The sequence below is a fragment of the Fervidobacterium changbaicum genome (assembly GCF_004117075.1).
GTDB classification, from domain to species: domain Bacteria; phylum Thermotogota; class Thermotogae; order Thermotogales; family Fervidobacteriaceae; genus Fervidobacterium; species Fervidobacterium islandicum.
Window position 1 is genome coordinate 2166802 of the sequence record NZ_CP026721.1, and the last position, 24318, is coordinate 2191119.

General features: G+C 40.4%; 22 protein-coding genes. 15 read left to right on the forward strand and 7 right to left on the reverse strand.

Going from position 1 to position 24318, the window contains the following annotated elements:
• Nucleotides 1-35: 35 nt before the first annotated feature.
• From CBS1_RS09895 to rnr, 3 genes are read right to left on the reverse strand one after another with little or no spacing between them, the layout of a single operon-like run.
• Complete coding sequence (locus CBS1_RS09895) at nt 36-752, reverse strand: IspD/TarI family cytidylyltransferase (protein ID WP_090223269.1); 717 nt, start codon at nt 750-752, stop codon at nt 36-38.
• Entirely contained in the window at nt 749-2767 is a 2019-nt protein-coding gene (gene ligA / locus CBS1_RS09900) for an NAD-dependent DNA ligase LigA (RefSeq protein WP_090223267.1), read from the reverse strand. Before ligA ends, CBS1_RS09895 begins: the two co-directional genes overlap by 4 nt.
• Nucleotides 2715-5024 (reverse strand): ribonuclease R, encoded by a 2310-nt coding sequence (gene rnr, locus CBS1_RS09905; RefSeq protein ID WP_090223266.1) that lies wholly within the window; start codon nt 5022-5024, stop codon nt 2715-2717. Before rnr ends, ligA begins: the two co-directional genes overlap by 53 nt.
• A gap of 215 nt (nt 5025-5239) precedes the next feature.
• Between rnr and CBS1_RS09910 the strand changes: the two genes are divergently transcribed.
• The 6 genes from CBS1_RS09910 to CBS1_RS09935 are packed head-to-tail and all read left to right on the forward strand — an operon-like array spanning nt 5240 to nt 10533.
• Nucleotides 5240-6376 (forward strand): CD0519/CD1768 family membrane protein, encoded by a 1137-nt coding sequence (locus CBS1_RS09910; RefSeq protein ID WP_090223264.1) that lies wholly within the window; start codon nt 5240-5242, stop codon nt 6374-6376.
• A gap of 35 nt (nt 6377-6411) precedes the next feature.
• Nucleotides 6412-7029 (forward strand): MBL fold metallo-hydrolase, encoded by a 618-nt coding sequence (locus CBS1_RS09915; RefSeq protein WP_033191116.1) that lies wholly within the window; start codon nt 6412-6414, stop codon nt 7027-7029.
• A gap of 19 nt (nt 7030-7048) precedes the next feature.
• Nucleotides 7049-7987: a ribonuclease gene (locus tag CBS1_RS09920; RefSeq protein WP_090223263.1), complete on the forward strand. Its 939-nt coding sequence runs from the start codon at nt 7049-7051 to the stop codon at nt 7985-7987.
• A 50-nt stretch (nt 7988-8037) separates the two neighbouring features.
• Nucleotides 8038-8679, forward strand: a complete 642-nt coding sequence (locus CBS1_RS09925; RefSeq protein WP_090223262.1) for a Maf family protein — start codon at nt 8038-8040, stop codon at nt 8677-8679.
• Complete coding sequence (radC, locus tag CBS1_RS09930; protein WP_090223260.1) at nt 8642-9301, forward strand: RadC family protein; 660 nt, start codon at nt 8642-8644, stop codon at nt 9299-9301. The genes CBS1_RS09925 and radC overlap by 38 nt, the downstream gene beginning before the upstream one ends.
• Before the next feature lie 35 nt (nt 9302-9336).
• The gene (locus CBS1_RS09935) at nt 9337-10533 is read left to right on the forward strand and encodes a hypothetical protein (protein WP_090223258.1); all 1197 of its coding nucleotides are present in this window, start codon (nt 9337-9339) and stop codon (nt 10531-10533) included.
• Between the two features lie 19 nt (nt 10534-10552).
• Here CBS1_RS09935 and CBS1_RS09940 read toward each other — a convergent pair whose 3' ends face one another.
• Nucleotides 10553-11752 (reverse strand): IS110 family RNA-guided transposase, encoded by a 1200-nt coding sequence (locus tag CBS1_RS09940; RefSeq protein WP_241685479.1) that lies wholly within the window; start codon nt 11750-11752, stop codon nt 10553-10555.
• Nucleotides 11753-11965: 213 nt separating this feature from the next.
• Here CBS1_RS09940 and CBS1_RS09945 point away from each other — a divergent pair, with 213 nt between their 5' ends.
• The 4 genes from CBS1_RS09945 (at nt 11966) to CBS1_RS10370 (ending at nt 15043) form a co-directional block, all read left to right on the forward strand.
• Nucleotides 11966-13096, forward strand: a complete 1131-nt coding sequence (locus tag CBS1_RS09945) for a DegT/DnrJ/EryC1/StrS family aminotransferase (protein WP_033191121.1) — start codon at nt 11966-11968, stop codon at nt 13094-13096.
• A gap of 1 nt (nt 13097) precedes the next feature.
• Nucleotides 13098-13325 (forward strand): hypothetical protein, encoded by a 228-nt coding sequence (locus tag CBS1_RS09950; RefSeq protein WP_052107060.1) that lies wholly within the window; start codon nt 13098-13100, stop codon nt 13323-13325.
• Between the two features lie 89 nt (nt 13326-13414).
• Nucleotides 13415-14779 (forward strand): NCS2 family permease, encoded by a 1365-nt coding sequence (locus CBS1_RS09955; RefSeq protein ID WP_033191122.1) that lies wholly within the window; start codon nt 13415-13417, stop codon nt 14777-14779.
• Between the two features lie 111 nt (nt 14780-14890).
• Nucleotides 14891-15043 carry a hypothetical protein gene (locus CBS1_RS10370; RefSeq protein ID WP_158510126.1) on the forward strand — a complete coding sequence of 51 codons (153 nt, stop codon included), beginning with the start codon at nt 14891-14893 and terminating at the stop codon, nt 15041-15043.
• 28 nt (nt 15044-15071) lie between these two features.
• On the opposite strand, the gene CBS1_RS09960 is transcribed toward CBS1_RS10370, so the two are convergent.
• Nucleotides 15072-16037, reverse strand: coding sequence for an alpha/beta hydrolase family protein (locus CBS1_RS09960; protein ID WP_052107061.1), 966 nt, complete (start codon nt 16035-16037; stop codon nt 15072-15074).
• A gap of 45 nt (nt 16038-16082) precedes the next feature.
• The gene (locus CBS1_RS09965) at nt 16083-16757 is read right to left on the reverse strand and encodes a phosphatase PAP2 family protein (protein WP_052107062.1); all 675 of its coding nucleotides are present in this window, start codon (nt 16755-16757) and stop codon (nt 16083-16085) included.
• Between the two features lie 148 nt (nt 16758-16905).
• On the opposite strand from CBS1_RS09965, the gene CBS1_RS09970 reads away from it, so the two are divergent.
• The 5 genes from CBS1_RS09970 to CBS1_RS09990 all read left to right on the forward strand — a co-directional run bounded on the left by CBS1_RS09970 (nt 16906) and on the right by CBS1_RS09990 (nt 21058).
• The gene (locus CBS1_RS09970) at nt 16906-18180 is read left to right on the forward strand and encodes a S41 family peptidase (RefSeq protein ID WP_033191123.1); all 1275 of its coding nucleotides are present in this window, start codon (nt 16906-16908) and stop codon (nt 18178-18180) included.
• A gap of 29 nt (nt 18181-18209) precedes the next feature.
• A complete protein-coding gene (locus tag CBS1_RS09975; protein WP_090222507.1) occupies nt 18210-19274 on the forward strand; it encodes a SpoIIE family protein phosphatase in 1065 nt (354 codons plus the stop codon).
• A 121-nt stretch (nt 19275-19395) separates the two neighbouring features.
• The gene (locus CBS1_RS09980; RefSeq protein WP_052107064.1) at nt 19396-19692 is read left to right on the forward strand and encodes an ArsR/SmtB family transcription factor; all 297 of its coding nucleotides are present in this window, start codon (nt 19396-19398) and stop codon (nt 19690-19692) included.
• Between the two features lie 5 nt (nt 19693-19697).
• Nucleotides 19698-20789: a permease gene (locus CBS1_RS09985; protein ID WP_090222544.1), complete on the forward strand. Its 1092-nt coding sequence runs from the start codon at nt 19698-19700 to the stop codon at nt 20787-20789.
• 29 nt (nt 20790-20818) lie between these two features.
• Entirely contained in the window at nt 20819-21058 is a 240-nt protein-coding gene (locus CBS1_RS09990; RefSeq protein ID WP_033191124.1) for a thioredoxin family protein, read from the forward strand.
• A 293-nt stretch (nt 21059-21351) separates the two neighbouring features.
• Here the strand turns inward: CBS1_RS09990 and CBS1_RS09995 are convergent, their stop codons facing one another.
• Nucleotides 21352-24318, reverse strand: coding sequence for a DEAD/DEAH box helicase family protein (locus CBS1_RS09995; RefSeq protein ID WP_033191125.1), 2967 nt, complete (start codon nt 24316-24318; stop codon nt 21352-21354).

The window sequence follows — 24318 nt, forward strand, 5'->3', positions numbered from 1 at the left end:
TCTCCTCCTATATCGGCTAAGATTATTGCGTCTCCTTAGATAAGACTATCATCTTCCAAGTGTCTTTTAAGAAAAATCATATCCTCCATTGTTGTAACTTTTAGGTTTAACCTGCTTCCAGTGACGTAGTAAACATCATGCCCTGCGTTTAATACTATCGACGCTTCGTCGGTAAAAAGATGCAAAGAATCTAATTGGGACTCCATAGCTGATTTGATAAGGTGATACTTGAAACTTTGCGGTGTTTGATGGATAAACACCTTACTGCGTGGAATTATTTCATCGACCTTACTCCCGTCTTCCGAATAGCTTACTGTCTCCGTCGTGTTTATCGCAGTCACCACAGCTCCATATCCACTTGCAGCCTCTATATTTTGCTGAACAATCTTCTTACTTACAAGAGGTCTTGCCCCATCGTGAATAACAACGATATCCTCTTGACCTGCTAAATCTTTTAAAAAGTTTAGTCCGTTCCAAACGGAGTGTTCTCTAGTGCCCCCGCCAGTAACAAAATCAACCAGATTAATGTAATCACTAAGCAATGTCTTTGATTCACTCAAATAGTTTTCGGGACAGACAATAATTATTCTATCAAAAAGCTTGAAATTAACAAACTTTTCAACAACGAATTCCAACAGAGTTTTATTGCGAATTTCGTCGATAACGTAGAACTGTTTAGGTTTATCCCAGCCAAATCGTGAACCAATGCCACCAAACATCAAAAGAGCAAAAACTTTTTCTTTTTGGCTCATTCCTGTTGTCCACCCTTTTGCGCTCTTCTTTCTTCTACCATTTGTAGAAATTCGTCTTCAGTTATGGTTTTGACCCCATATTTCTGCGCTTTTTGTAGCTTACTTCCGGGGTTTTCACCAACGATTAGATAATCCGTTTTCTTGGAAATATTATCGGTGAAGTGACCACCTAAAGATTCGATGAATCTCTTTATTTCTTCCCTTGAGAAAGATTTAAGCGTTCCTGTTACGCAAAAAGTTAAACCAGTTAGCACATCTTCCTTGACTTCGATATCGCTCTTTGTGTTCACACCAGCCTTTTTAAGTTTTTCTATAATTTCCTTCGTCTTTGGAAGTTTGAAATAGTCGTATATACTCTTTGCTGTGTCCTCACCTATGCCCTCTATTAACAATAAATCAGCTATTGTAGAATTCGTGAGTTCATCCAGCGAGCGGAATTTCCTTGCCAATATCTTGGCTGTGCGCTCACCAACACCAGGAATTCCAAGTCCAACAATCAATCTGTCAAAACTCACGGATTTTGCTTTCTCAATTTGCGATAGTATGTTTGAAATCATCTTAGGTCCAAGACCACTAATTTGTGCGAGGTCAAAAACTGTCAAGTAGAATATATCAGCTATGTCTTTAACTAAACCTGCATCAACGATCTTTGAAATAATTTTCGGTCCGAGACCTTGTATATCGAGTGCCTGCCTCGAAACGAAAACCTCCAAATGTCTTTTCAACTTCGCCGGACAGTGTGGATTTAAACATTTGTACGCAACGTATTCCTTTGATTCCTTTCCTACGGGACCACCACATACAGGACAGTTGTCGGGAACGGTTATAGGTTGTTCCTGCCCAGTTCTTAAGTCTTTAACCACATGGACGACCTGAGGAATTATACCCCCGGCTTTTTCTATCAAAACATAATCACCTATTTTTATGTCTTTTTCCTTTATATAGTCAAAATTATGCAAAGAAGCTCTTTTAATGATAGTACCCTCGAGTTCAACGGGCTCGAATTCGGCAACAGGAGTTATCACACCTGTGCGGCCCACTTGATAGGACACAGCTATAATTTTTGTCCGTGCTTGTTGAGCGGGGAATTTAAATGCGATAGCCCAACGCGGTGATTTTGCAGTCCAGCCAAGTTCATTTTGTTTTTCAAAATCATTTACCTTTACAACTACACCATCGATCCAGTATTCAAGATTGCTTCTTTCCTTGGACCACTTGCGCCAGTACTCAATGACCTCTTCTATCGACTCACACAGTTTGTTGTGTGGGTTTACTTTGAAGTGTAATTTTTTGAGAAATTCCAAGGCCTCCCACTGACTCTTCAACCCATACTGCTGTGGTTTAACTACGTAGTACATGAACGAGTCCAAATTTCTCTTTGCAACTTCTGCCGGATCTAATAGATGGAGCGTACCTGCAGTTGCATTCCTTGGATTTGCGAAGGGCGCAAGGCCTTCTTCTTCCCTTTGCTGGTTGTACTCTTCAAAGTAACTCACGGGCATGAATATTTCGCCACGAACTTCTATCGTAATCGGCTCCGGCAGTCTAAGAGGGATAGATTTCACGGTCTTCACGTTAGCTGTAACATCGTCACCTTTTAATCCGTCACCTCTTGTAATTGCTTTTAACAACAATCCGTTCTCGTACCTGAGAGCAATGGAAACTCCATCTATTTTCAGTTCGGCAACGTACTCAACATCTCCAACCGTTTTTCTGACGCGCTCATGGAAGTTCAGTATTTCAGCCTCGTTATAGGTGTTATCCAAGCTCAGCATTGGTTCGCTGTGCTCAACTGTTTCAAAACCTTCAATAGGCTGACCACCAACCCTCTGGGTTGGTGAATCTGGCGTTCTGAGTTCCGGATATTTTTCCTCAAGCTCGATAAGCCTTTGCATTAATTTATCATATTCTTCATCGGTTATAACTGGGCTTGCCAAAACGTAGTAACGATAGTTATGATACTCAATCTCTCTTCTTAGCTTTTCTACCTCTTCCCTTATTTTTTCTGGAACCATCGCCATCCCCTCTTTTATCCTTCTTATCCTTTTTCTTACTTGGTTTCTCCTTGATTTTCACGCCTTCTATAAGCTTATCTATTTCTGATTCACTTTCTGCCTGGATTGATTTACCCGATTTTTGTTTCTCAAGCTTTTTAAGGTCTTCAGCTGAAGCTATTTCAAAATCGATCTCCATTCTCACCTTATCTGCTCTTACAACTTTCGCTTTCAGCACGTCACCGATCCTATAAACCGTTCCAGTTCGTTTACCGACGAGAATGCTTTTGACCTCATCGTAGTAATAGTAATCATCAAGAGTTGAAACGTGGATTAAACCGGAGATATATTTATCAGGTATTTCAACAAACATACCGAACTTTGTGACCGATGTTACAACAACATCGTACACTTCACCAATGTGCCTTGAGATGTAATCGATCTTCTTCAATGCCTCGTAATCCCACTCTGCCTCATCGGCAACCCTTTCTCTCTTGCTGCAGTGAACAGCAGCCTTGGCGAGGTACTTTTCGAGCTTTTTAAGCTCCTTTTTAGATATTGCGCCACCAGTTTCCAAGTACAGCTTCAGCAATCTGTGGACAATCAAGTCTGGATACCTTCTAATTGGTGAAGTGAAGTGAGTATAAGCTTCTGATGCAAGGCCAAAATGTCCCACATTGCTCGGTGAATATATCGCGCGTTTCATTGAACGAACCAAGAGCCTTTGGATACTGCTTCTGAGAGGGTGGTCCTTTGTCTTTTCAAGAAGTTCTTGGAGAACTCTTGGGTGTATTTGTTGCGGGAGTTTCATTTTTATCCCCAGCGCACTTAGGTAGTTCTTTAACTGGAGCATCGTATCAAAATCTGGTTCTTCGTGTATTCTGTATATAAAAGGAATGCCCGCGTTGTGGAATATTTCGGCAACGGTTTCATTTGCCTTTATCATGAACTCTTCGATAATTACCTCGGACTCACCGCGTCTTCTCGGTACTATATCAACTGCGTGACCCTTCTCATCAAGGATGATTTTTACCTCATCGCCTTCGATGTCGAGTATAGCACCCCTTCTTCTTCTGTTCTCCCTCAGAATGTCTTTCAATTCTTTCATCAAATATATGTGTTCGGCCAAGTCTTTGAGTTTATCACCTTCTGTTCTGCCCTCAAGGAAGGCATTGACATCATCGTACACGAGCCTTCTGTAACTTCGGATCACCCCGTTTCCAACCTTGTAGTCTACAACGTCACCTTGTTTGTTGATTTCCATAATCAACGACATCACAAGCCTATCTTCACCTTGCACAAGGCTACACAAACCGTTCGAAAGTTTGAATGGTAGCATAGGGATAACCCTATCTGCTAAGTAAACACTCGTTGCTCTGTTGTACGCCTCGTTATCCAGTGCAGTCCCCGGTTTTACGTAATGTGATACATCTGCAATGTGTACACCAAGAAGGTAATTACCGTTTGGGAGCTTCTTTACCTGTACCGCATCGTCAAAATCCTTTGCATCAGGTCCGTCTATTGTTACTATCACTTCATTCCTAAAATCCCATCTACCTTCCAGGTCTTCTTCTTGAACGCTATCTGGTAAAGCAGCAGCTTCTTTAAGCACTTCTTCCGGAAATTCGACGGGGAGATTGTGCTTAATAACAACTGTTGGGAAATCAGTAGCCGGGTCTTCGACTTTTCCAAGCACTTCAACCACGCGCGCTTGAGGAGATTTCGTTGGAGATGGATATCTGATGATTTCAGCGACAACCTTCATTCCAGGTTTCGCACCATTTATCTCCTCGACTGGGATAGAGAACTCGAACGGCAGTTTCGGATCATCGGGGATGACGAAAGCAAATTGTCCTCTTGTTTGGAAAACGCCGACGAATTGCTTAATCCCTCTCTCGAGTACTTTGACAACTCTCCCTTCCGGTAATTCGTACCATTTTCCTATAATCTGGACTAAAACCTTATCTTTGTGCATTGCATAATTTGTTTTCTCAACAGGAACAGCGATTTCTGACCCGTCATCGGTCGTTACGAAAGCGAGATTACCGCTTCTTGTGAACTCAATTATTCCAGTGAGCAGATTCCCTTTAGTTAGCGTGTATCTCCCGTCGTCGCCTCTGAAAATGTACCCTTGATTGACTAAATCTTCGAGCATCGCTTTGAGTTTTTGTTTGTCACTTTGCTCAGTGATTTCAAAATGCCTGCACAATTCTTTGAACGTCATGGGACTATACTCTGGAGATTTGAAAAAGTTTTTCAATTCGGATTTTTTTAACACAAAAGCCCCCTCCTTATTTATCTTTTTTCACTTCTTTATCATTAATTATACCATACAGAAGTGCCGTTGAGTGCTACAAAACATTAATTACTATCCTGCGATTAAAAAGAATACATTTCTGATTTTTCATTTCAAAAAGTTTTGACTATGTTCCCTGTAGATGATAGACTTCCATTATGAGCTTAAGAAGTAGAAAGTTAAAGGGAGGTAGTCTTGTGCAGAAGAAGCTTATCTTTTCATTGGAAAGCTTTATTTTCTTGGCCATTGTACTCATATTCCTCTGGGGCTTTATCGCTGTTATGGGTAGTGCGAACTTTTTCAAAACACTCATGGCAACCGCGCACGACCTGCTGCTCAACACGGTCTTTTTCATCATGGCCGTTGCCGTTCTGACAGGTGCTTTTGCTGGATTGTTATATGAATTTGGTATAGTGCATTGGGTTCACCTGCTACTCGACAAACTGATGCGCCCTCTGTATGGTCTTCCCGGCGTCGCAGCGATGGGAATAATATCGACTTACTTTTCGGATAACCCTGCAATAATTGCTCTTGCGAAAGATAAAGCGTTCATTTCACATTTTGAAAAATGGCAGGAACCGTTGCTGTGCAACCTAGGAACATCATTTGGAATGGGTATGATAGTTTCAACATTTTTCATCGCACAAGGTGGTAAGACTGGCATGAATTTACTCCCAGCGGTTGTAGTAGGAAATATAGCTACAATCATTGGTAGCATTGTGAGTGTTAGGTTATTTTCTTTCTGGACTAAGAGACGTTTGGGAAGTGTTCATAAAGATGTTGACAAGAGTGTTCCGCACCTTAGGGACGTACGCGAAGGTAACGCGTTTGAAAGGTTACTTGAAGCCATGCTTGATGGCGGTAAGACAGGTGTTGACATAGGCCTTGGCATAATCCCAGGTGTGCTTGTCATAAGCACACTGGTCATGATGCTCACATTCGGTCCAAAGAATCCGGCAGTTGGCTATCAAGGTTTACCTTACGAGGGTATTGCACTTTTTGACAAACTTGGTAAGTTACTATACTGGCCGATTAAGGCTCTCTTTGGATTTGATAGTCCACAGCTTATCGCATTCCCCATCACTTGCCTTGGTTCAACAGGTGCAGCACTCGCACTAGTTCCAAAATTCTTAGAACACGGATTACTCAAACCGAGCGACGTAGCTGTCTTCACAGCTGTGGGAATGACTTGGAGCGGATATCTTAGCACACATGTAGGCATGATGGATGCATTAGGATACCGGTACCTCACAAGTAAAGCAATTGTATCGCACACAATTGGTGGAATAGTTGCTGGATTTTCAGCAAATATTTTGTACAGGTTTTTCATCTAAAAGTCGGAACTTTTACTATACAAGGAGGGCTCCTCATGAACCTTACAAAACTCAGCGTTTCATCAATCGAAATCTTAAAGACATCTGGGGAATTCGAGACCAACACTTACAAATTCAAATTAGACGATATAATTCATGTTATTGACCCGGGTTTTGGAATTGGTGAGTTCCTCGGAGAAGAAGAAAGGGTAGATGTTATCATTACGCATGGTCACTACGATCACATAAGTGGACTTCCCGAAATCGAATTTGAAAAGGTGTACGTTTCGCCTGAGGATAGTATCGCACTCACGGATCCAACATCAAACCTTTCAGTGTTTTTTACAGAACCTTTCGCTTTTGAAGTAGAGTGGTATAATATAGACGAATATTTTCAAACTGTGTTGGCACCAGGGCACACACCGGGGTCAAGGATAGTAATCTTCGATGGAGTCATCTTTACAGGTGATGTGGTCTTTTCAAATTCCATCGGTAGAGTGGATCTCTATGTAGATAAATCGGAACAAGCTGCAATGAGAAAGCAAATGACAGCAACAATAAAAAGGTTGAGAGACCTTTTCAAATCTTTCCCCGAAGAGTGGTATATATGCCCAGGACACGGTGAGCTCGTTACAATTAAGAGATTGTTTGAACTAAACCCGTTTTTCAAGTGACGTTTTAGGGAGTGGTATGTTGCCAAAAAACTCAAGAAGTACGGATATATACGACCAGTCTTACTTGGAACGACTAAAGAGCCTAGAGATTAAGCGAAAGGTTATTGTAGATATTTTGAAAAACTATAAAAATATCGATAGGGCTAAAGTAGAAGTGCTAATCAACAATTTTGAACATCCCGATAGTCAAGGATTGAGAAAAATCAATCCTATTATTTTTTCATTTCTGCTTGATAGCCTTTTTAATATTCAAGAGAATATTGAGATAAAAATAGCGGAGTTTGAAAAAAATAGGATATCGCGGTATGTACTTTTCGAAATTCTATTTTGGGCAAAGCCTTCTGCATATCCTTTTCCAAACGAACGAATAGAGAACTACAAGGCATTCATTTCGAAAAAGCGTCTAAAACTAAAAGAGATAAAACTAGAGAACTTTCTTCAACTTTACGCCATCGAAAGTGTTGAAAGCGAAACTTTCTTGAAGGATGTTAAGGAGGCCATTTTCAAAGTTAATCCGGAAAATTTGGAAGAATACCTTTGGGTTAAAGATTTTGTTGAATACCTAAGCCCAATAGAAAAGAGTGAAATAAAGAAGAAGGTCCATCCTTACGTGTGGAAGGTTTTGAGCTCGAAGGAGCAGAATATCCCCGTTATAATAGATGGAAATAACGTTCTTCTTGCACCTGAATTGAGAGGACCTGACAAGATCGATTCACTTCTGGAGCACATTTCAAGATTGGCTCCCACCTATTTCCCGTTCTATCTGGTCTTCGATGCTAACGCAAAATATAAATTTCGAACGAATTATTTCAATTACAAACGCACCTACTATCACTCACCTGCCGATGAACTGATACTGGGCCTTGCAAAAGAGGTAAAAGGTGTTGTCTGCTCAAAAGATAAATTTAAGGATTACAATACGGATATCAAAAACATATGGTATGACTTGAAGTTCTGATACGAAAAGTTTGAATCATACTAAATCGTATAATTGTAGGAGGTATCGCCTTGATAGTACTCGGTAGTTCCTCGCCAAGGAGAGTTCACTTAATGTCTTTACTCAATTTGCCTTTCGAGGTAGTCAAACCTGATGTTGACGAACATCTCCCTGAGAACAGAGTTTACGATCCTGCCTCGGTAGTTATACACCTTGCGGAACTGAAAGGAAGAAATGTTCTTGAGAAATTAGTAGTAAGAAGCCAAATGAATGAATTAGCTCTTGACCAAGTCGATGCAATTATCGCAGCCGATACGATTGTCTGGTTAGAGGGAGAGGTACTCGGCAAACCTCTAAATGAAAAAGATGCATGGAGGATGCTCAGAAAACTTTCTGGAAATTGGCACAAGGTTTTCACGGGAGTGTATGTTAAAATATCCAATGAAGAGATAAAATTCTTCGAAGAAACAGAAGTCAAGTTCAGAAATTTGAGCGACTCAGAAATTTCGTACTATATTTCTACAGGTGAACCGTTAGACAAAGCTGGTGCATATGGTATACAAGGACTCGGTGGTGTTTTTGTAGAAAAAATCGTGGGGGATTATACAAACGTTGTGGGATTACCTATGCCAAAGCTGTGGCAGGTACTATTTGATAGGGGGGTCATAGAGAAATATGCCACTCGAAAATGGTCCGAGGGAAAGATTACTTAAGGAAGGCCCGCAGTCTCTTGGTACTGAAGAACTAATTGCGATACTTTTGCGAACAGGAACGAAAAACAAGAACGTCTTAACAGTTGCGAAAGAAATATATGAACGGCACGGAAAGAGTTTGTACAAATTATCAAGGGCAACGATACAAGACTTAAAAAAAGTAAAAGGTCTTGGAATGGTCAAAATAGTAACACTGCTTGCGGCATTGGAGATAGCGAAGAGATTAGTAAAAGAAGAAATAAGAAATACGGAGAAATCACTAAGTTCACCTGAGCACGTTTTTCAATACTGCTTGGATATGCAGAATTTGCCACAAGAAGTTGTGAGGGTTATATTCCTTGACTCAAAACTAAAAATCATCGGCTCTTCAGATATCTCGAAAGGCACATTGACGACGTCTATAGTTCATCCGCGAGATGTCTTTAGAGAAGCCATTTTAAGAAATGCACACGGCGTAATCATTGTTCACAATCATCCATCAGGTGACCCAACGCCAAGTGAAGACGATGTAGAAATCACAAAGCGTATCATTGAAGCTGGAAAACTTCTGGGGATAACGGTCCATGACCATGTTGTAATAGGAAATACCTACTACAGTATCATGCAACGCTTAAGACAATAATATAGGTATAGCAAGATGCGATAAGAGGTGATAATATGTCTGGTGGTTTTGAAAATGAAGATGAAAAACTCAAAAATTTATTAAAGCTCAAAGAGGAACTTGAAAAAGATTTGAAAAAGAAAGGCTTACTAAAAGAGAAGAAAAGTGAGAAACAAAAAGTTGCGAGTACCGACGAGGAAACAATTAAGAAGCTAAAAGAAAGCGTTGTCACAACAGCCCATTTATCAGAAGAGAAGAGTTTAACGCTTTACGACATAAACTGCCAGGATTATGACGCAAGCATTGACGACGTCATCAAAACACTTAGGACCTTCATGAACAAAACAACGAACATGAATTTGAAAATCATCTATGAAGGTTTGTCGCGGCTACTTGAGGGAAATATAGCAAAAGCAAAAGAGTCTTTTCAACAAGCAACTGGTGTCGAAGCAAAATACAACACATTGCTGGCAGCGATGTACAACGGCGAGGATATATCTCAAGAAGCCGTGATGTTCTTAAAGACATATCCTGAGCAGATTTACTCACTACTTCTTTTACTCGAGAGGGAGCTACTTAAGGGAACAGGTGAAGGGATCGAAAAACTATTGATACTGCTTTCAAGAAAGTCAACAATATGGAATCTAATTTACGAACTGTACCTGGGGAAAGCAAGCGAAGATAGCTTGGCCGCCGCAGTTCGTGAAAAAGGTTTTGCTTCACTAATGGTGCTTTTGGGAGTGTATATCGATAGCAGCAGGGATTATCCTATCCAAAATCATACTTGTCTGAACGTCCATAAAGCTTACTTGCGTGGCGAAACGATAACTGCTCCTGAGTGGTGTGTGTTCGGTCAGTTGGCTGTAGAGGCTAGGAAATTTCTCGCAGGATATCAAGTTGATTTGAACAAAATAAGAAGATTCGAAAGAACACCAGAAGGTAAACTCTTTTTAGGAATGCTTTATCTAAACATGAAGAACCACACCATTGCTGAGCAGTATTTAAGTGCTTTTGAAAAGCAAGTTGGGGCGTACAAACTATACGCAAAACCGCTAAAACAGTCCAAAATAGGGATGGAACAATTCATTCATATACCTAACGATTTCCAACCAGTTGGTGAGGGAAAGAGCATTCTGCAGTTCATTGAAGAAAACACAGGATACGACATCTATGTGAATTTCAGGAACGTCGAATTTGTGCGACTAATGTTTTCTGAAGAACACTGCAAAATAAGTTACTCGCACGTAAAATAACAATTTTAGAAGGAGTCAACTATGCAAAATTAAATTTTTGTTTTGAGTGTGAGATAGCATAATCAATATTGAACTTCTCTTTCTTTCTCAACATTGCGTACAACGTTCGCAATAACTTGTGTACTACTGACATTATCGCTTTTTTGTACGGTAAACCTTGCTGCCTTTTTCGTTCATAGTATGTTCGGAAATATTCGTTGTGAATCACTACACTCACTGCCATTAGCCATAGTATTCGTCTTAGGTGGGCATTGCCCCTTTTCGATATGTGTCCTTCTACTTTGCTTTTGCCTGATTGGGCAATGCTTGGATCGAGTCCACAATACGCAATGAGTTTTTTGTATGTACTAAATCTTGAGATATCTCCAACTTCTGCCAAGAAATGCATCGCGCTGTTTTCACCAATACCTGGTATTGACGTGAGTATCTCGATATCAAGGTTTATCGCACTACATTCGCAATATTCTTTCATCATCTTGTCGTATTCTTCAAGCTGTTGCTGTAAAAATTGTAGTTCTTTGATATTTTGCACAAGAATCTTTTCTTTCATCGGCCAATATTGAGCAATCGAGTTATTAGCGAGTTCTTTAAGTTTTTGAGCATTAAGTTTTGTACTTCTGCCACGGTCTTTGGAAAAGAACACATCCAGATTACGAGCCTTTTGAATAGCCTTGGCAGAAGGGAAATGAGAAAGAAGATTGAGGATAGTGTCACTGTAGATATTGGTAACTCTTTCGAGTTCAGGGAAAAGAACGTTGAGCAGTTTTTCGATATTGCCTTTAACTTTTGCGATGCGGTGGATAATGTTTTCGCGTGCTCTGACAATATCACGAAGCTCAGAGTTGACAAAAGCAGAAGAAGGAATTTGATGTTGTAGGTAAAACAAAGCAGTAGCGATAATGCGAGCATCGATTTTGTCGGTTTTGGTCTTTCGAAGAGAAGCAAAGTTTTTAACAGTTAGAGGATTAAAAACAGCGCAAGCAAAGTCGTTGGAAGAAAGGAAAGCCAGAAGGTTGAGATGATAACAGCCAGTAGATTCCATAGCGATGATGATGGATTGTTTTGGGAAGGCAGAGAGTTTGTTTGCGAAGGAGGAAAAGCCTTGCTGGGACATATCGAAAGAAGATTCGAAGATGATGGAACTGGGATTAGAGATAGCGCAGACGTTGAACTTATCCTTGGAAACATCGATGCCGACGAAAACAGGGAAGTTATCCATGAAAAATCCTCCTTTCGAATGATGAGGGCAGGGAGCCTGCTGAACCAATCCTCCATGCTGACGAGGGCTGAAAGCCCAACCAACTAATCATGGTTAAAGGCAGGCAACAGACTCCTTAAATGGCTTAAAAGCCAAGGTGACATAAGTTGTCCTGCCCTCAATTTTTTTAAGCTAAATTATTTATACCATATTTTTATGTAGGAGGTCGTTCATATGATTCCTCTCTTTGATTTGACAAGACAGTACCAGAAAATTAGAAGCGAAGTCTTAGAGGCTCTGGACCAAGTTCTATCAGACGGAAGAGTTATACTTGGCCCTGCTGTAGAAAAATTTGAAAAAGAACTCGCTGAATATTTAAATGTTAAGCACGCTATCGGAGTAGCAAACGGAAGCGATGCATTAGTTATCTCTCTCCATGCCATTGGAATAGAGAAAGGTGAAAAGGTCGTAACCACACCGTACACCTTCTTCGCCACGGCTTCTTGTATCGTCAGGAACGGTGGTGTTCCCATATTCGTAGATGTAGAACCCGACACATACAATATTAACCTTGATCAAGTTGAAAGCGTGCTAAAGAAAGAAAAAGTGAAGGTTGTTATACCCGTTCATTTATTCGGCCGAACAGTTGATTTTGAAAAAATGGACTTTCTCAAACAGAGGTTTGGTGTTAAAATATTGGAGGATGCCGCGCAATCGATAGGAAGCGAAGGCAAAATCGGCAATATCGTCAAAAAATCAGGAACATTTGGTGATATTGGTATTTTTTCTTTCTTCCCAACGAAAAACCTTGGTGCTTATGGCGACGCAGGTGCGATAGTAACAAACGATGACGAATTAGCTGAACGTGCAAGGATGCTGCGACAGCACGGTTCAAAAAGAAAGTACTACCATGAAATGGTTGGCTACAATTCACGACTCGATTCCATGCACGCGGCGATACTCAGCATCAAACTTAAATATTTAGACGAATGGACACAAAGAAGGATAGAAATAGCAAAGCTTTATCAAAAGCTCTTTGAAGAAAAGAAACTCCCTGTGAAATATCCAAAAGTGGAAGAAAAAGATTATAAAGTACACGTTTATCACCAGTACGTTGTTGAATTTGAAGATGAAAAAGCAAGAGATAGGGTCAAGGAACACTTGACCAAGAACGAAATCGGCACTGCATTGTATTATCCACTTCCTCTGCATTTACAGAAGTGTTTCAGCGAATACGGTTACAAGGAAGGGGATTTCCCGGTTGCAGAAAGGTTATCAAAAACGACACTTGCGCTACCAATATTCCCAGAACTAACCGATGAAGAAGTTCAATTCGTTGTAGAAAAAATAAGTGAGGTGTTATAACATGGCAGAAATTATCAACGATGCGCAGAAAGAACAGTTTTTGCAAACACTCGAAAACTTCGTGAGAAGGTACTTGAGAGTGAAAGAGACAATCAAAGAGCTGAACAAAGAAAAGAAGGACCTTGAGGATGCAATTATCCAAATGGTCGAGGGCACTGATATCGACCATATAATCGTTGATGGTGTCGTTGTAGAGTTTGAGAACAAAACAAAGATTAAATTGAAATAGGATAGTATAAAGAAAACTGGGAAACAAGAGAGAGAAAAACAAAGTTTCCCAGTAAGAATTCCCAAAATCTTAGCGTGGGGGGAAAGAGCATGGAAAGTGTCGACAGGTACTTCGGTATTTCACAGGTAGGTTCCACGGTCCGAAGAGAGATCGTGGCAGGTATTACCACGTTCCTGACGATGGCTTACATCGTCTTTGTCAACCCATCCATCCTTGTCCAAGCTATCCCAGGCATATTTGACCAAACTGGAAAAGTTCTCGACCAAGCTCTTTACAACACATACTACGGTGCATTTATGGTCGCAACGATAGCTGGCGGTGCCATTGCAACGCTCATCATGGGATTGTTTGCAAATTACCCATTCGCACTTGCACCTGGTATGGGGCTCAATGCCTACTTTACCTACACAGTGTGTTTGAAGCTCGGCATTCCTTGGCAGTTAGCTTTAACCGCGGTTTTCATCGAAGGTCTCATATTTGTCTTCCTAACGGTAACAGGTGCCAGAGCGTTCGTTGCAAAAGCAGTTCCACAACCAGTGAAAGCGGCAACTGGTGCAGGTATTGGACTGTTCATCGCTTTGATAGGTATGAAAAATGCTGGGATTGTCATGGCCGATCCGGTAACGGCTGTAACGCTCGGTCATCTGAACAGACCAGACACATTACTTGCCATCGTAGGATTCTTTATAACCGTTGTTCTGTTCGCCTTGAATGTTCCAGGCTCTATTCTTCTTGGTATCATTTTCACAACGATAATTGGTGCAACTCCTCTCTTCAATGTTACTCACTATCAAGGAATAATAGGCAAAATACCCGATATATCTCCAACATTCCTCAAACTTAGATTTGATGCACAGACGCTGCTTTCGGGCACTTTCTGGGTTGTTGTTGGAACCTTCTTCTTCGTTGACTTTTTTGACACATTGGGAACTCTAACTGGACTTGCTGAAGGTACTGGATTCACAAAGAAGAACGGCGAGCTCGAGAGAGGAACAAGGGCGTATCTTGCAGACGCAATAGGAACCGTTGTAGGAGCTCTTTTTGGAACTTCGACAGTTACAACTTACATTGAAAGTAGCACAGGTATTGCAGTTGGAGGAAGGACTGGCTTAACCGCTGTTGTCGTTGCCTTACTCATGCTTGCCATGTTGTTCTTCTCGCCACTTGCACTGACCGTACCAGCAGCAGCAACAGCCCCAGCTCTCATATTCGTCGGCGTCCTCATGGTTAAGAGCCTTTTGAACATCAAATGGGATGATATAACCGATGCGGTTCCTGCGTTTGTCACACTTACGATGATTCCGTTCACGTACTCAATTGCAAACGGTATTGCCCTTGGAATAATAACATATCCTATCGTCAAAACGCTCTCTGGAAAGCGCAAAGAAGTCCACTGGTTCACATGGATGCTCGCAATCCTCTTTATCGCATATCTGACGTTCTTTAGAGAATAATCATAACTCTACCAGAAAAATCCCCTGGCCTAAGGTCAGGGGATTTTTCGTATTTTGTGATATACTAACATTGGGGGCTGTGCAACATTTCTGTGGATGGGGGAAAATTCCATGAAGTTAAGGAAATCTACTTCCTCAGACACGAATTTAAAGTTCAGACGCGGGAGTGTGCTTGTTGCTGTACTTGTCATTCTAATCATAACCGTTGTTATCCTCAGCAAACTTTGGTTTCTTCTAGGACTACGATTGAAGGGCTATCCATGAGACACTATCAACGTTTGCCAAGACATCCTTAAATAGCTTTTGAGCTGAGGTTTTGAGTTCTCTTTTCGACCAAATGCTCCTTTAGGAACTTCTCGCTTGCCTTACCAATGAATCTTCTAAACAAATAAGACGACTTGTGCCCTGATGGTACAGGAATTTTTTTAGCATTCGGTAGCAATCTGTAAAATCCGTTGGATGCTTGATGAGGTATAACCTTATCGAACACACCGGTGAACATTAGAACTGGCTGATTAATAAACTTCGCATACGATATGGGGTCGTAGTGGAAGCACGTAGGTGTAAGCGAGAATATCTCCTCTATACTTTTCAATGCGTGGACTTTCTTCCTGCTTGCACTCCTCAACTCAACACACTTTGCCTCATCCTTACAGCCCCACTCATTGCTGTACTTCTTGTAGCCCTCTCTAACTGGTTCAACGTACGGTGAATACCAATTTATCCAGCGCCAGTCCCCACCTGAGAACGCTATAATTCCAGCCTCCAGACGCTTATCCAAAGCCAAACTCATCGCTGTTATCATGCCGCCAAAGCTGAACCCCATAATCCCAGTCGGAAGGTTCGCTACTTCCTCAAACGTTTCTATCAAATCAAGAGTTCGTCGGACGTCTTTAATTGCTTGATGGAACCTGACAATGCAGTGGGCTGGAGAATGGTGGAAAAACGGCTCGCCACCGTTCCAATCAGGTTTTGCGCGTTGCATATGGTAAGGATGAATCATAAAGAATGTCTCAATACCTCTTGAGGCAAAATATTCACCAAACCACATCAGATAAGGTACATGCCCGTTTCCTATCCCGTGCAAGAATATCAACTTTGCCCACGGACTTTCTGAATGGAACCGATATGTGTAGATACGCTTTGATTCTGGAATATCAGGCTCGTAGACTGTATCGTACGATAAAAGGTCGTATTTTTCAGTTCTTTCAACTTTCAGATTAAATGGTACCGTCTTATCGTATTCGTATATGAACAAAGCAATCCCCCCATTAAGATAACAGCAGTCCATCAATTAGTCCAATCATTGGCTTTTAGAATCGTAAAAGACAACACCTGTCGTGTATCCAATAAGACTTCCGTAATAAACATCCGAAAACCAATGATTATTTGACCAAAGTCTTTGCAACGCAAACAGCGTTGGGATACTGTACCAGAACTCACCAAATTTCTTTGCAACGGGTGTAAATATCGCCCAGCTGAGTGCACTGTGTCCTGAAGGAAAAGATTGGTAAGCCTCGTCTGTGGAAAAGAACTTAAAAGTGTACGGGCTGTCAGAAACATACGGCCTTGCACGTCCTACAAGAAACTTAACGACACCAGTAATGGCCGCGCTCACAACGAAACTTTCGAGAACTGCCAGCGCGGTATAACTGTCAAATGGAAGCACTAAGCCCGCAACAGCTACCGAAAGCACGGCGAAATGGAAAATATTCATATTGTTCAGCGCATTAAGAAAATCAGATCTTGGGAAAGCTCCGTTAATAGGCTCATCAAAAGCAAAAGAGAGGATACCTAATGAAAACAAGGGCATTTGAGAACCAACAGAACTTGCTATTTGAAATAGCTCATGCTTTATTTCGAATTTCTCGTTAGACTCAGCGTATGCTTGAGCAAAGGATATATTGACATTAGCTGACACGAATAGGTAAAAGAATATAATAAAGACAAAACTTCTCAAAAAAGTGCAGCTTCTCATATATCAACGCCCCCAATACAAGCACTCTATAAAGATTATACTCTCCACAATACATTTTTCAATCCAACCAGCCGCGGACAGTTGCACCCAATTACTGAGAAAGTAGTATAATAAAATTGAGTGTCTCAAATTGGAGGTGGGGATGAGAATGAAAGGTTTTAATTTCACAGTTATTTTCATAATTGCTGTATTTGTAATAGGTGGATTTGCAATCTATGCATATGAGCACTTTAGATACTCGCCGTACGGTCTGCAAGTAGATTTAGAAGTAATCAAAGAATGGCTTAAAGACAGACATGTTGACCTTGTTGACCTAAATACCATAGAAAAAATCAACAGTTCCAAAATATTAATCAACAGACGACAGACGGCGTATGAATTTGCACTTTCAGTTTATCCAATGCTCTCACTTTTGGAAGACGACGTGACGCGTTTGGAAGTCCCTCTAAAATCTACGGATAAAGTGTTGCCTTTGAGATTCAAGTACATCAACGAAAAAGTTTTTGTATCGATGAGTAAATGTGAAATACCTGTTGGTTCGGTTATATTAGCTATAAACGGTTTCCCTATCGACGATATATTAGAAAAATACAAAGGCCTGTATCCAACACTCGATGACTTCCAGCAAAAATACTCATTTGTCGACAAACTACTGCCGTACTATCCCAAAATAATCGATGCGAGTACTTTGCAAATCAAGTACCAGCTTCCCGGTTCCATTGCCCAGCGTACGTCCTACATAAAAGCCATTTCTTTTAAAGAATTCCAAGAGTCTATGCATATCGCCCCTGTGGAGTTGTACGACTTTGAACAGTGCAAAGTTGTGAGGATCAACACGTTTAGCATTTCAAAAAGGGAAGATATGAAAGTTGTTGAAAACATATTCAAAGAACTATCAAACGAAATACAAAAAGTAATCTTCGATTTGCGCTACGCTTATGACGGCGACAACACCATTCCTTCAGCGATTATTTCAAAGCTCATAGATAAACCAACAAATCTTTATCCCAAATTGTTAACACGCCACAAATATCGCCAGGTTGAAAAGGAACAGCTCCCTATCGAACCCGACCAAGATAGGATTCATGCGAAGGTTTATTTTCTTGTGGACAGCTCGTGCTTCTACACGCCTCACAAGACGCTGCTTGCTTTTGTAGCTTCGAACGGAACTGCCAAAATATTAACAACCGAAAGTGCAAGAGATAGCATTCTCTCAAACCTTTCATTTTACACAGATGAATTTTGGAAGGTCCTTCCCAACACGAGAAGTTACATAGTTATGCCTTTATCAAAAGTAATCGTTGAACACTCACCAAGCGATGACCAAGTCCATTTAATTGACCAAGTCCCTGATGAGAAACAACTACTCGACGAAGCACTGTATAAAGAATGGTTAAACAATCTCATCTCAGTTATAGAATAGCTTAACTGAAAAGTATAGGTGGTGGTGCTATGGTTTCTTCAGAACTTATCGAGTACCTACGAAACGCAAAAGTAATTGATTTCATCGACGAAATAGAAATCCCAGCATATGTTGTGGACACAGAGAGACGAATTGTTTATTGGAATAAGCAGGCCACAAAACTAACAGGTTACGAGGCTTCTGAGGTGATTGGTAAACCGTGCGCTCAGCAGGTTTTAAATCATGTCGATAGAAGCGGTATTCCTGTGTGTTCTACAGAATTGTGCCCTTTGTACCAATCTATCAAAAACGGAATCCCTGTTCAGGTACCTTTTGCAGTCTATGGACTTACAAAGTCTGGGAAAAGACGACCGTTCTCCGTGGAAGGCTTGCCAATAAAGGTTGAAAACAAGGTTATAGGTGCTATCGAACTATTCACCGATGCCGAGAAAATAGACGCAGACATGGCAGTTGCAATAAAGGTTCAAGAAAGTTTTGTTCCAAAGAGTACCGATAACATTGACTTCTTTTATCGCCCTTCAAGCGGACTTGGCGGTGATATGATTTACTACAATCCTCCATGGATTGGTATCATTGATATCAGCGGACATGGAATTGCCGCCGCACTTGTCAGTATGCTCATTCGCACTATTTTGGACCAAATAATAGCATTCGATCCACAACTTAACGGACTACCATTTTTGTTGGAGAACGAACTCAAAAAGTTTGACCTTCAAAATATTTACCTTACAGGTATCATTGGCCAACTGAATGAAGAAATTTTTCACTTTATCAACATGGGACATCCATCTCCCGTTAATGTAACGAAGAAAATCGTACTGGACACAAAGAATGTTGTCCCAGTTGGACTTGGTTTATCAGAAGAATACGATTCAACGGTGATAAACACCCATGATTTGTCCAGTGGGAACCTACTTTTGTTCACAGACGGACTCACTGAAATGAAAACAAAAACAGGAATGTTAGGCAAAGAAGGCTTACTGAACTTACTTTCCTCTGATGATAATCCATCTAAAATCTACCTAAAAACAATGTCACAGCGCGCCTCAGGACTGCAAGAAGACGATATAACGATGATACTTATAAAAAGATGAACTAATTGCATCCTACTATCCGGGCTCCAGAGACGCCCGGTTTTCTTTCAAGTTCTATATTGACATATTCGAATATTCTTATATAATGAAATTAGAAAGTGTTAAGGAAGGTGGTGAAGAGATGGACAAACTTAGCGAGTACGCGGAAATGTTCAAAATATTAGGACACCCTGTTAGATTGCAGATACTTCTTTTACTAAGAGAACATCAAAGACTGTGCGTATGCGAGATGCTACCAAGAATCAGAATCAGTCAACCAAATCTTTCCCAACATCTGAGCATATTGAGGTTAAGTGGACTCATTGAATCTGAGAAAATAGGTGCTACGGTGTATTATAGCTTACCGGAAAACGACTTTCTTTACAAACTGTTGGATTTACTAAAAGCCGAACAAAAGCAGGAGGTGCATTCGGATTGAGCGAAATAAAACTCTTCGTTTTAATTGTTGCTGTATTCTTGTTATTTTACTTTGTTCCGTTTGACTCAGAGATAGTCCAGCAGAGCATCCTGAATGGTTTCAAGATGCTCAATGAGTACGCAAGGCAGCACGTTTTGTTATGCCTTGTTCCTGCTTTTTTCATTGCAGGAACTATTTCTGTGATGCTGAAAAAGGATGCCATACTGAAATTCCTTGGCCCTGATGCAAAAAGAATCATATCATATCCTTTAGCTGCAATTAGTGGTGCAATTCTTGCAGTTTGTTCTTGTACAATACTTCCAATCTTCGGTGGCATATACAAAAAAGGTGCTGGAATCGGTCCTGCCACAACCTTCCTTTTCGCAGGTCCAGCGATTAACATTGCAGCGATATTCTTAACTGCGCGCGTTCTTGGTTGGAACCTTGGAATTGCAAGAATGGTTGCAACAATAACTGCGTCAATACTAATAGGCCTTGTCATGGAAGCTATATACAAAGGAAAAGGCAGCGGAGGATTCGTGCAGACAGCAGAAGCGAATACAAGCAGTGCAAAAGCTATAGTATTCTTCGTACTTCAGCTTTTGTTCCTTGTATTCAGTGGACTTAAGATAAACCCCACAATCAAGAATGCAGGTTTAGGAATACTTGGAATATCAGTATTAAGCATGGCCTTCTTCGGCTTTGAAAGAGACGAAACAAAAGCATGGATTGCTGAAACATGGGATTTTGCGAAAAAGATACTCCCGTACTTGTTCATAGGCGTCTTTCTTGCTGGAATAATAACGAAACTCTTACCGCAGAATGTAGTAGTATTTTTGCTTGGGAAAAATAACATACTTTCGACATTTTTCGCTTCCGTTATAGGTGCTTTTATGTACTTTGCAACGCTTACAGAAGTTCCAATTGTGCAAGCCCTTACACAGCTTGGTATGGCAAAAGGTCCTACTTTGGCACTACTTATGGCCGGCAACTCTTTGAGCTTACCGAGTATGATAGTGATTACTCGACTTCTTGGTAAAAAGAAAGCATTCACATACTTTGGCTTAGTCATTCTCTTCTCAACACTGTTTGGAATGATTTACGGGCTATTGGCATAAATCACTATCAAAACAGGAGGGATTCAAAAATGGTGAAGAAGGTAGAAGTACTTGGTTCGGGATGTCCAAAATGCAAACAGACCGTAAAAATCATGGAAATGGCAATTGCAGAACTCGGCGTCGATGCAACAGTTGAAAAAGTAGACGACATTAACGAGATAATCTCAAGAGGAGTAGTTGCGACACCAGCAGTAGCCATCGATGGAAAAGTTGTTCTAAGTGGAAAAGTTCCGACGTTGGAAGAAGCAAAGACGTTGCTGAGCAAATAATTCACAATATTGGTTAATAACAACCACGCCACTACCCGGTGGCGCGGTTTGATTTCGGCAATTTGTGATTTGAATTCGCGTTTCTTTTATATCTCCTTATTTTGCGCAATTTTTTAATATCAAGTCTTCAAGAATACACTATTCGAAATCCTAAGTGATATCGAAAAGTACGACCTTGAATCTGAAACCGATGAGTATGGAAAGATAATCTATAAGTTCACAGTGGAAAAGTCATGGTAAAAAATCCCCCGAGAGTTGGGGGGGTTTGAATTTTTGTGCAATTCTAAAGAATACTACCAGTTGCTTTGAAATTCCTGATTGACACGGTTCACGAGATCATCAATGCTGTTGAGCCAGTAATCAGCATATTTCCTCGGCGTTTCTATGTTTTGGTCTGATTTATAAAGATACAGCTTGACTTTAACTTCATACCCTTCTGCTTTGAACTTCTTGGGAACACTATTTTCAACGAAGAGTTCTTCGAATCCATCTATCTTTCTTTCAGCATCAGTATGCTCTGTCCCTTTTGGATCGACAAAAACAACAAGGTACTTACTTCCTTTTCTAAACCAGAAAATGAAATCTGGGTAGAAATAAGCCTCTTCGCCTTCCTTAGTGCGATAAGGAACGAAAACTTTATCCTTTTTCTCCACTATCTTGCTGAATAGCCACCAATCTACCTCAAACCTATCGGAAACGGACATGAGGTCATCGATAAAATTAATCTCACTTCTCTCTTTGATAATGTCCAGTATCTTACCAGCTAAAGCTTCTCTATTCAAGGCTTCTAAAACTGGGATGTAGTAATGCTCTTGTATGAACCTTATTAGTAAATCCATACTATCCTCCATAACTACAGGTACAAATGATTGTCTTTTTGGGCCAAAGTATACTTCTTTTATTGACTCACTTACTCTTTCTACTTTCTTCTCTGGAAGTCTAATTACGATCCTTTTGTAGTGCTGAATGTACTCTTCATCTTCTGAAGACAACGTCAGCTCGTATTTGTAACCAAACTCTCTTTCAATAGCTTTGACAACCGTACGAATTGTGTTGTACCATCCAATATGTTTGTTCGTGTTCCTTTCGATGATAAAGAATCTTATTTTGTTTGCTTCGTCAAATATTTCTCTCAGCAGTTCTATTTTTTTAGCAGCACTCTTGCTCTTCAAGAAGAACATAAAGTAAAGCATTTCGTCTGACATATTCATAACAACGTTTCTCGCATCTATGTAGTCGCTTTCAGAGATTTGTATTGGATGAAACCGTTGTATTGCGTCAAAATCGAGATCTGTAGGCACCTTTACGAATACGGGTATGAATACCCGGTTGTTAGCAATTCTACGTTCATTTTTGTACAATCTTACCTCAGTTCCAGAGCTTTCTTTAAGCGTCTTAACACCTTCAAGAATTTTCTGTATTACATCCTTTTTGGTTCCCCAAACATAAAGTGTTTCTATCGGTTTTATTATGTTAATGTACCTTCTGAACTTCTTGTCCATTTCCAATCTTTTTCTGTCGCCATTTTTTGTTGGTTGGATTCTCAATCCCCTTCCTATTGATTGGAGCACAAATTTTTTAGCATCCTCCCCTGTTCCTATATTGACAAACACAATAACATTTGGCCTGTTTGAATCCCAACCTTCGTAGAATGCCCTTGAACCTATTAATATGTTTATATACTCATGTTCGTCCAAGGTTGCAAAGTACTCAGTGTTTTCAAAACGCTCCTGAATCCTTAGGCCAAACTCTTGGACGAGCGTGTCAACAAGTTTCTTGGCTTCACCAACTTTGACAAGAGCAAATGGCTTGTCGCTTGTCATCAGCTTGATGGCAAATTCTTTTCCTGAAGTGGATGTAATCATTTCAATCTCTCCGGGAGCTTCTGCGTTAAAAACTTCTCGCAGTACATCACCGGGTGTTACCTCGGAGAGTTCGTTCTTGTTAAACCTCGGGTCTTCTTCATCATCAAATGGATGATTTGGGATTGAGTTGATTAACGACTCTTTCGCCTCGAGGAAAGGCTTTCCATTGAGGTAGTTTTCAAAACCTTCTATTGAGGACAAAAACCTCAACCTTTCAAATATTAGTTTAACATCTGAATCCTCAACGTTTACTGAGTTTCCGAGGAACACGGCAAGGGGCGAATGATACTCAACCATTAGTTCTTCGTTGGACCTTAATTCTCGTGACTTCTTTTTTAGGTATGCTAAAAGTATGAGTATTTTTAGAAAAATAATTTCTTTCTCTTCTATGGTGAAGTCTTTGCTGTCTTTAGAAATCTTAGCAGACAATTTAATGTTTTCATCGAATATTCTCAAAACTTTTCCATAGCCCTCTCGAATGTATGAACTAAGGTTGAATTCATACACTGTCATTAAAATATCGCGGATGTCAGTAAACGTAGCAGAGAAGTTGAAAAGAAATCCATTTCTTGACAATATCGAAAAGTACTGCTGGCTTTTGCTGGATTCCTTATCACCTTTGTGAGCTTCGTCAAGTATGATGTACCAATTCCCGTGGTTGTCGTAGTCCTTAAAGTCAAGGGTTTTGTCCCCTTGTCTGTCTTTAATGTTATTCGAGCGATAGTAGAAAACTGGAAAAACCAGAAAGTCGTTTAATTCTTTTGCTTTACCGAAGTCCTTTAATTCAAATAGCTTAGGTGTCTTACCGGTGCTAAATTTGTATTCTGTGAAGTGTCTCTCAAATTGTTCAATCAGGTCATCCCTATAGGTCAGGAATAGAATGTCCTTTTTTGGCATTAGTCCACGTTCCATGTATGTTGCCAAGATGTCAATTAGTTTTACTATCAATAGCGTCTTACCACTGCCAGTTGCCATCCAAAATCCCATTCTGTTGCAGAAGTTTCCAAATGATATCCTGTCCTCAACGCTGTAGAAGAAGCTGCTTAGGATACTAAAGATTTCACTATCTGAGACTTTAATACTCAACAATTCATCAACGTCTAAGTCATACCTTTCTAAACAATAATCTTTGAACTCTTCCCAAAAAGACAATTTGTCGGCATCTTTGACTGCATAGTAATAATACAGTGCACGAATTGCGAATTCTATTGCTTCCACTTGGAAATCCCAAAGCCTTTTCTCTTTAGAGAAACCTTCAATGTCTATATCTTTCCACTCTCTTGGAAGTTCTTCATAGCTTGGTGCGTATTCGTCTATGAATTCTCTAAGTAAAGGTGTTATTTTTACCTCGTCGTTTCTATTCCTTGTTTTTCTTCTTGTCACTGAAGCTGGCAT